Source organism: Paucihalobacter sp. (assembly GCF_036825875.1).
Lineage (GTDB): Bacteria > Bacteroidota > Bacteroidia > Flavobacteriales > Flavobacteriaceae > Paucihalobacter.
Map to the genome: position 1 here is coordinate 1 of NZ_DAISXK010000071.1, position 5,926 is coordinate 5,926.

The window sequence follows — 5,926 nt, forward strand, 5'->3', positions numbered from 1 at the left end:
GAACCGCCTTTAATAATCCTTCTTTCGCAATAACACCGGCGTTTTTTGCATGCGCAACTGAGCGAACTTTTAAATAGGCTTCGTCTATAAGATTGTTGGTTTTATTAAATAGCGCTGTCGTCGGGTTTGATTTTAAAGCACTAAAATGTAATTTTAAATTAGCCATCTGTCCGCCTAAATCATCGTGTAAATCATTAGCAATGCGTTGGCGCTCTTTTTCCTGACCTTCAATCATGGCATCTATAGCCATTAATTCTTGCTCTTTTAAAACGGTGACTAATTTTTGGCTTTCGAGGGCTTTTTCTTGTTCGGCGAGTTTTTGCTTTTTCTTTGTGTTTTTTTGAATGAGTAAAAAGGTAATGATACCAAAGGCTAGTAGCGCTAAAGATCCGATTAAAAGATTTTTGTTTTGAATGCGTTTGGACTCGCTTTCCAGGTTTTTTATTCTTAATTCTTGGTTTTCATATTTTGCGATGCCTTCAACAAGTGTGCGTCTATTGATGCTGTCAGTCAGCTTGTAATAGTCCTTGTAGCTGTGGAAGGCATTTTTAAAGTCGCCTAAATTGGCATAAGTTTTTGCAAAACTTTCCTTTAAAATACTTTTATTCTGTAGAACGGTTTCGTTTATGTCAACAGAATCTGCTTTTTGTAAATATTCTAAAGCTTTTGCGTAATTATTTTTACGGTTATAGATAGAACCTAAATTGAGATAGGTGCTAAAATAATTGTTTGCTGATTGAAATTTTTTATTGCCATTAATAATATCGAGTTCCTTTTCATAATATACCAAGGCTGAGTCTGGCATATTCAAGTTTTCGTTATAAAGTACAGCAATGTTTGAAAGTGTTTTAATAAAAATGGAACTGTCTTCTTCTTTAAATTTATTATTAAAGGTTTTTTTATAAAATACAATAGCTTTGTCATTTTCATCTCTTAATAAGTAATAATTACCTTTAAGAAAGGACCCTATAATTTTATAATTGCTGTTGTTATAGTTGTTAGCTTGCCTAGTTAATTCCTCTAAATAGTCTAAGCGGTAAGGCGTATCTTCTTCGTAATTATAGGATTGTGCTAGTCCTGAAAGTGAAGCCAATAAACTGAGCGTGTCGTTAAGTTGTTTGCTTTTTTCCAAAGCCATTGTATGAAATTTAAAACTCAACGAATCGTTTTGGATGATACGATAATAATATGCTTTAAAATAGGTAAATCTTGCCGATAAATTTTCGGGAAGAGATTTTTGATTGTCAATCTTATTTAAGAAAAATTGAATTGAATCAGTTTCTCTAATTTTACTGTAATACACAAGTTGGTAGTAATCCTTGAGGTTTTGTGTTTTGGTGTCGGAAATTTTATTTAGCACCTTATAATCAGGAGTCGTTCTACTAAAATAATAGTAGCTTGAATCTGATTGCGCATTGCAAATTAAAACGGTAAAGAATATTATTAAAAACAGTATTCTTTCCAAGCTAATCTATATTTGGAACAAAAGGTTCTCCGTTTATGACTGATGTTTTTTTCTTTTCTTGAATCGGTGTAGGTTCGTTCTTGCATCTTTGGTAAAAATTTTTGAAAATGACTTCAATCGTAAGAGAATCGCCTTTTATTTGTGTTAAATTACCAACGGTTTGTGGGAGTATCCAAAGTTCTTCATCCTTCACGGTTCCATTACATTCATAAACCAATAAGTTTTTATTTTTCTTTATCAATTTTAATTCTGAGCCTTTAGGCACCACAATCGAAAAATTTGCAATGCCTGTTAAGGTGTTGTGATTGTTGTAACGAGAAAGAACAGCTTCATTATCTGCACAAAAATCGTAGTCTTCTGAAATTTTTGTGTAGAATTGGAATTCTTTGGAGAGATTAGCTTTTATGGTAGACAATTCTTCTTGAGTAGTTTTTAATTCTTGCTCAAGGGATTTGTTTTTTTCTTCACATGTGGTGCAGTCGCTGCAACCAAGAAAAAGTATTAAAGTAACAAGGATAAGTACAGAAATTAAATTTTTAGTAGTCATAACGCAACACGGTTTTAGTAAATAAAGTTAAAATGAAAAACAAGCATACATTGGTATGTGCCTGATAGTAGGTACATATCGAGTGTTAAATTAGAAAATAAAAATGAATTATTAAGATTTTTTAAGATAAAAATCTAATGTTGAATCACATAAAAATAAATTTGACAACCGCAATAAATCCAATAAAAGCAATAAAGGCAATCAATACCCAAACGCTTCCTTTGTAATATTTTCGGTGAAGTTTTAAATCTTTACGATAGGTGTAAATCATGACAAGAATGAACGCAATTGCGAAGGCAATTCCAAAGGCTATTTGACCACTAGTAAACATATATCAATTTTTTACACTATTTAATAGGATTGCAAATTTACAAAACCTAAGCGATTTTATGTATGAAATTTCTCTTATGAATCTCTTAAAATTTGTATTTTGCACTTACTCTAATATACGATAAAATAATGATTTTAGTTTTATGAAGAAGCACATTAATGCCGTAAAAGAATTTCACACAGCTTTTAAAATAGGTTACCGAGAAACACCAAAAGCCAGCTTGGGATTGGAAAAAAATATGTTACGCTATAAATTGATGCGTGAAGAAAACGAAGAATATTTAGAAGCCGCCAATAACGACGACTTGGTTGAAGTTGCTGATGCTCTTGGCGATATGCTTTACATATTATGTGGCACTATTATCGAACACGGTTTACAGCACAAAATAGAAGAAGTATTCAATGAAATTCAACGCAGTAACATGAGTAAACTCGGTGAGGATGGTGAGCCTATTTATCGTGAAGATGGCAAGGTTTTAAAAGGGCCGAATTATTTTAAACCGGATATTAAGGGGATTTTAGAGAAATAGGAATAACGTCATAAAGTTTAGAGTTATGAGTTCGGAGTTCAGAGTTTGGAATTTTTTGTAAGATTCGCATTTGATTCTCCCGCTGATCTCGGAGACATACACAGAAATTTCTCAGTGCCAATCAGCGTGTTCTGCAGGATACATTTCTTCTTGTTCAGAATTTGGTATTTGGTATTTGGTATTTGGTATTTGTAATTTAGACCTTACCCACTCACAACTCAAAAGACTATTTCACCTCATATCGCCAGCCATGCTTGTCTTCGGCCAAATTATGTTGAATATTTAACATGGAAGTTTTTAGCAAATCGGCATAGGAGTCTTTAACTTCAGGTAGTTCAAAAACTTCATCGCCATGTTTAAACGCTTCAATTGGGCTAATTACTGCAGCAGTTCCAGCGCCAAAAATTTCTTTTAATTCGCCGTTTCTTGCGGCTGTTTTAATTTCATTTACGGTAACAGTGCGCACTTCGCATTTGATATTTAAATCTTCTGCCAACTGAATCAGACTTTTTCGTGTTACGCCATCTAATATTCTATCGCTAATTGGTGCTGTTAACAAGGTGTCATTCACCCTAAAAAAGGTATTCATCGTTCCAGCTTCCTCAAGGTTTTCATGAGTATTGGCGTCGGTCCAAATTACCTGCTGAAATCCTTCTTTTTGTGCGAGACTGGTTGGGTAAAATTGCGCGGCATAGTTTCCTGCAGCTTTTGCAAATCCAACGCCACCATTGGCAGAACGGCTATACTTTTCAGCAAAAAGTACTCTAACTTTACCGGTGTAATAAGCTTTGGCTGGTGAGCAGATGATCATAAATTTATAGGCATTGGCTGGTGAAGCAGCAATTGCCGGTTCTGTAGCAATGACAAACGGACGCAAATACAGTGAGTTTCCAATACCAGACTTAATCCATTGATGGTCTATTTTTAACAATTCCTCAAGGCCTTTAAAGAAAAAAGTTTGTGGAAACTCTGGCATAGCCAATCTTGCAGCCGATTTATTAATACGATTAAAGTTTTGGTCTGGTCTGAATAACCAAACCTTTCCTTGTACATCTTTATACGCTTTCATACCTTCAAAAACAGCTTGGCCGTAATGTAAAACACGCGCCGATGGCTCTATAGTGAGTGTTTGGTAAGGCATAATTTTTGGTTGTTGCCAAACGCCATCCACAAAATCGCACACAAACATGTGGTCTGTAAAAACGCGTCCAAAGGCTAGATTATCAAAATCAACTTGTTCAATTTTAGATTGTTTTGCTTTGCTAATGTCTATTTTGAAAGTGTCTAAGTTTGTCATAATACTTAATTGGTATGCTTGCAAAAGTACTTATTTTAATGCGCATTTAAAACAAAAGATTATCTTAAAAGTTTTACATTTGTAACACCAATAAAACTAAATCATCATTATGAAATCAATTATTTTTTCACTTTTGGCTGTACTAACGCTGTGGTCATGCAAAGACAAATCGTCCAACCAAGAGCCTGAAGCTGAAACTACTGCAGAAATAGCCTATGCGTCTTTTGGAGACGAGATTAGCGATGCCGATGCGCTGTCGTCAACTCAAATGACAGAGGTTTATAACAATTTAAAAATTGGAGATACGGTTTATACCAAAGTTATTGCAAAAGTTGAAGAAGTCTGTCAATCTAAGGGTTGCTGGATGCGTCTTAACCTAGAAGATGACAAAGAAATTATGGTGAAATTCAAAGATTACGGATTTTTTATGCCAAAGAATATTGCTGGTATGGACGTTATTGTGAATGGCAAAGCCTTTGTAAACGAAATGCCTGTAGATGAGTTAAGACATTATGCAGAAGATGCTGGAAAATCAACCGAAGAAATAGCTGAAATTACCGAACCAAAACGCACCTATTCTTTTGAAGCTGATGGTGTGTTAATTAAGGAATAATGCGCTATATAAGTTTACTTCTTTTATTAGTTTTTCTTAATTGCGAGGAAAAGAACAAGAAAGAAGTTGCTCAGAAGATTGTTTTCGACGTTTATGAGCCATCAGAAATGGCAACCCTTATGAACGAGATGTACGATTATAATCTCGCTGTTAAGGATAGTATTTTAAACGGACATTGGCCTACACATTTCCCTATTGATTTTATTGAAATTCACAAGGCTGAAATGACCGAAGGTAAGAGTCGCAACACAGTTTTTAATAGTTTTTCAGAAGTGTTTTTAAAAGTTCAAGAAGATTTTCATAATACAACAGATTCAACTTTAATAATCCAAAATTTTAATAAGGTGGTGGATGTTTGTATTTCTTGTCATCAAACGGAGTGTGTTGGACCTATTCCACGCATAAAGAAATTACGCATACAGTAATTTGAAACGTCATATTATAACTACCGCCGACGGTTCCAAAACCATTCAAATAGAAGATTGGAACGAGCAGTATCATTCCATTCACGGTGCAGTACAAGAGGCGCAGCATGTGTTTATTAAAAATGGATTGCACGTTGTCACAACCTCTGAAATCCATATTTTAGAAATAGGATTTGGTACAGGATTGAATGCATTTATCACCTTTTTAGAAGCTGAGAAACTAGGCCTTACAATAAATTACGTCGGTGTAGAAGCCTACCCTGTTTTAGAGGAAGAGTTACTTCAGCTCAATTATCCTTCCATTCTGAATGCAGAATCCAAAGCTGATTATTTTTGGCAAATGCACGGAATTGTATGGGAAGTCACCACAGAGGTATCCACAAATTTCAAACTCACTAAGCAACAGAAATTCTTTGACGAAATCGTAGATGTGGAAGCCTACCATCTCATTTATTTTGATGCTTTTGGTGCGCGTGTTCAACCAGAACTTTGGGATGAAGCTATGTTTGTTAGCATGTATAAAGCCTTAAAAAAAGATGGTGTCTTAGTTACTTACGCAGCCAAAGGCAGTGTAAGACGGGCTATGCAAACCGCAGGATTTAAAGTAGAAAGACTTCCAGGCCCACCAGGAAAGAGGGAAATGCTTCGCGCAGCAAAGCATTCGACGAAGTGAAACAAGTCAAATGTTAAGAGCGCACAAAAAGCGCTCTTAACATTCA

General features: G+C 34.9%; 8 protein-coding genes. 4 read left to right on the plus strand and 4 right to left on the minus strand.

What is annotated here, in order from left to right; translation table 11 throughout:
- The 3 genes from V7Z48_RS13105 to V7Z48_RS13115 form a co-directional block, all read right to left on the minus strand.
- The coding region (locus V7Z48_RS13105; protein WP_334114053.1) for a histidine kinase at positions 1–1,465 on the minus strand (1,465 nt) is incomplete at its 3' end.
- Between the two features lies 1 nt (position 1,466).
- A complete protein-coding gene (locus V7Z48_RS13110) occupies positions 1,467–2,012 on the minus strand; it encodes a hypothetical protein (protein ID WP_334114054.1) in 546 nt (181 codons plus the stop codon).
- Positions 2,013–2,157: 145 nt separating this feature from the next.
- Positions 2,158–2,343, minus strand: a complete 186-nt coding sequence (locus tag V7Z48_RS13115) for a hypothetical protein (RefSeq protein WP_334114055.1) — start codon at positions 2,341–2,343, stop codon at positions 2,158–2,160.
- A gap of 142 nt (positions 2,344–2,485) precedes the next feature.
- Here V7Z48_RS13115 and V7Z48_RS13120 point away from each other — a divergent pair, with 142 nt between their 5' ends.
- On the plus strand, positions 2,486–2,872 hold the full coding sequence (locus tag V7Z48_RS13120; protein ID WP_334114056.1) for a nucleoside triphosphate pyrophosphohydrolase family protein: 387 nt from the start codon (positions 2,486–2,488) through the stop codon (positions 2,870–2,872).
- A gap of 226 nt (positions 2,873–3,098) precedes the next feature.
- Here the strand turns inward: V7Z48_RS13120 and V7Z48_RS13125 are convergent, their stop codons facing one another.
- A complete protein-coding gene (locus V7Z48_RS13125; RefSeq protein WP_334114057.1) occupies positions 3,099–4,169 on the minus strand; it encodes a branched-chain amino acid aminotransferase in 1,071 nt (356 codons plus the stop codon).
- Between the two features lie 109 nt (positions 4,170–4,278).
- Here V7Z48_RS13125 and V7Z48_RS13130 point away from each other — a divergent pair, with 109 nt between their 5' ends.
- Genes V7Z48_RS13130 through mnmD form a run of 3 tightly spaced genes read left to right on the plus strand, consistent with a single transcriptional unit; the run spans position 4,279 to position 5,880 of the window.
- The gene (locus tag V7Z48_RS13130) at positions 4,279–4,782 is read left to right on the plus strand and encodes a DUF4920 domain-containing protein (RefSeq protein WP_334114058.1); all 504 of its coding nucleotides are present in this window, start codon (positions 4,279–4,281) and stop codon (positions 4,780–4,782) included.
- Positions 4,782–5,207: a hypothetical protein gene (locus V7Z48_RS13135; RefSeq protein ID WP_334114059.1), complete on the plus strand. Its 426-nt coding sequence runs from the start codon at positions 4,782–4,784 to the stop codon at positions 5,205–5,207. Before V7Z48_RS13130 ends, V7Z48_RS13135 begins: the two co-directional genes overlap by 1 nt.
- 1 nt (position 5,208) lies before the next feature.
- Entirely contained in the window at positions 5,209–5,880 is a 672-nt protein-coding gene (mnmD, locus tag V7Z48_RS13140) for a tRNA (5-methylaminomethyl-2-thiouridine)(34)-methyltransferase MnmD (protein WP_334114060.1), read from the plus strand.
- Positions 5,881–5,926: the final 46 nt, after the last annotated feature.

Excerpts from the sequence above, each read along its gene's own strand:
- V7Z48_RS13110 (WP_334114054.1), bottom strand. The coding sequence starts at position 2,012 with ATGACTACTAAAAATTTAATTTCTGTACTTATCCTTGTTACTTTAATA.
- V7Z48_RS13115 (WP_334114055.1), bottom strand. The coding sequence starts at position 2,343 with ATGTTTACTAGTGGTCAAATAGCCTTTGGAATTGCCTTCGCAATTGCG.
- V7Z48_RS13120 (WP_334114056.1), top strand. The coding sequence starts at position 2,486 with ATGAAGAAGCACATTAATGCCGTAAAAGAATTTCACACAGCTTTTAAA.
- V7Z48_RS13125 (WP_334114057.1), bottom strand. The coding sequence starts at position 4,169 with ATGACAAACTTAGACACTTTCAAAATAGACATTAGCAAAGCAAAACAA.
- V7Z48_RS13130 (WP_334114058.1), top strand. The coding sequence starts at position 4,279 with ATGAAATCAATTATTTTTTCACTTTTGGCTGTACTAACGCTGTGGTCA.
- V7Z48_RS13135 (WP_334114059.1), top strand. The coding sequence starts at position 4,782 with ATGCGCTATATAAGTTTACTTCTTTTATTAGTTTTTCTTAATTGCGAG.